We start from the raw sequence: 2,515 nt of genomic DNA on the forward strand, positions 1-2,515 counted from the left end.
TTTCAAGCCGAAGACGGCCTACGCGATCTGCGCATGTCTCGTGGGCTCGGAGATGTGTATAAGAGTCAGATTTAATATATTGAATCTCTATTGGTTTGAAATCAATCTCGTCTCTATGAACGACAGCATCGACAATGGATGTTTCAATTTTATTTAACAATTCACTGGTTTTATCCCATTGTATGGCAAACGACTGCTTTACATTATCTGAAAAACTGGAACTCATTATATTCAATTGTTCTACGTTTGGGCTTTTACCCATAAAATCATCAATTATTTTCCAGGTGCGATCTTTCAACTTCGCTATATCATCATCTGGAGAATCTTTCTCAATAGCATTTTTGTTTATCTCGGACATCAGCAGCGAATATAGTATTTTTTTGTATGCCAAACGTTCGGGAGCCCATACATGGAGTACGTAGTCCGGGTTCACCTTGGCCCATATTGTCAGACAACCAAACTCCCAACCTTCAATGGGATCGACAATGCTGACATGCATATTCTTGGGTACACGGAAGTCTCGCATGATAACACCTGATAGATTGACCTACATGGTTTCCCGGGGGATTGCGATACTTGCCCTTTCACCGGCGTGATCAGAGGGCTTTAAATGTGCAATAAACGTAACAGACAGTGTAGTATGGAGTTCCGTCAGATTCCTTATGGAATCAGCCCTGACCCATCGTCGTCAAAGGTTGTGGATTCGTCAGGTTCTGTATCACTCTCTGGGTTGCCGATGGCATAAACGACGGACTCTCACCAGTTCGATGGCCTGACAGGGCACTGATGTCCTGTACCAGACGCTGGTAGTGTTGGTTCAGCTCTGTGTCGTTCAGGCTTACCACCCCTTGCTGCTTACTCTTCGCTGTATCCGTGTCAGCGTCGTCTTTCCCGCCTCGGGCCAGGCTGCTCAGGTAATGTACCAGCCGTTGCCCTCTGCGAATGATCCTGTTCAGAAAGCTCAGGGCTTCGTGGTTTCCATCGGCACTGTCACTCTCGGCCAATGCACTATCGTTGCTGTTGATCAAAGCTGTGGGGCTCAGGCTGACTTGTCCGCCTTTAAAGTGCAGGCTGGCCAGCACGTCCGGTTTGATCAGTGCCAGGGTCTGGTTAGTGTCGGTATTGATGATCCTGACGCTCCGGCTCCTCAGGGGCAGGGAGCCGTTGCTGAGTGTGAGGTTGCCGCCGCTGCTCTGCTCCTGCGGGTCACACTGGTTAAACCCTACCTGTTTCGCAGTCAGGTCAGTAAAGAACAGTGCGGTGCTGTTATCACCCGTCAGTCGTCGTAAATCCGCTTTCGACCCGGACGACAGGAGGATATAATGCTTGCCATAATCGTCTACTGTCCGGGCTGGCCTGCACGCCCGCAGGTCATAGACGTCATTGCCAGGACCACCGATCAGGGGGCGGGTCCAGTCGACGAAGGCTTGCCACAGGCTGCTGTTGCCGGGTGCTTCCAGCTTTCGGTTGTCACACCGATCGCTCCGTGTCCAGTTTGCCAGTACCTCGGGGCGTGCGGCTGCGTTTCCCGACGTCCCCAGCAGCAGCAGGTCATTACCGCCCCGCCCCAGAATGGACCATTGTCGGGCATGGGCGCCCACGTACAGGATGTTGTTACGGTCATTGCCCCAGAGTCTTAATGTCCTGTTGCCCATGGCCGACGAGCTGATCACGGCGGGTATAAACGGCCATGGACGGTAATGGCTGCCGGGTTTCGGTCCGCTCACCTGAACACTGCCGGGTTCCCAGCCCCACTGGTTTGTGCCAGTAATAAACACTTGTCGTCTGGTGTGTGTGGGGTTTAACGGCTCCAGCGTCAGTTTAATCCCGTCCATAGCCTGGTGTGTGACGATTTTTACTGGCCGGTTTTGCGCTTGCCGGATGTACAGGGGGTTGCTGGCGTTGGCGTGGATGAATCGAAGGCGGTTCTTCCGGTTCCCTGCCGTTAATGGAAATACCACCCCCTGGCCAGAGCGCATCACCCTTGCTGCCAGATCGGATAAGGTCAGCTGAAGGTCATTGAACACCAGGGTCGTTGGTTGCGGGAACCGGTCGTGCTGTTTAGGCCAGACCCCCTGGATCACGATCCCGGCGTTGCCTCCCTCAAAGCGGTGAGACAGGACCAGGTTCTGACCCCGGCGACCGGCCTGGTAAAGGAAGGCCGGTACTTTCAATTCAATGCGGGTCTGTGCCTGGTTTTTAACGTCGGTTTGTTCTTCAGCAAGGCCGGGATGGAGGATGATCCGGGAAAAAAACGACAGGTCACTCTTATTGATTTGAATCACATCCGAACCGCCCTGGCCCTCCACCATGACCCCAAACTGTCGGCGGGAGACCACCCGGTTCTCATGGTAGTAAGTGTTCAGTCGAAAGGCTTTCAGGCTGATCCGGTCAGCCCCGGGTGTTCCTGACAGCAGCAGGCCCTCCGCCATCACGGCTACCCTGCCAAAGCTGCCCAGGGACCGGTAACTATCAAGGGTGACCTGGTAGAGCCTTTGGTGTTTTGGGCTATAAA

The 2,515-nt window shown here is 53.3% G+C and carries 2 protein-coding genes; both read right to left on the minus strand.

Going from position 1 to position 2,515, the window contains the following annotated elements:
- Nucleotides 1-526: hypothetical protein (locus KDK17_RS16250; protein WP_257288535.1), on the minus strand; the 526-nt coding region annotated here is incomplete at its 3' end.
- Between the two features lie 142 nt (nucleotides 527-668).
- Nucleotides 669-2,515: hypothetical protein (locus tag KDK17_RS16255; RefSeq protein WP_257288536.1), on the minus strand; the 1,847-nt coding region annotated here is incomplete at its 5' end.

The organism is Endozoicomonas sp. SESOKO2 (assembly GCF_024606245.1).
Classification (GTDB): domain Bacteria; phylum Pseudomonadota; class Gammaproteobacteria; order Pseudomonadales; family Endozoicomonadaceae; genus Endozoicomonas_A.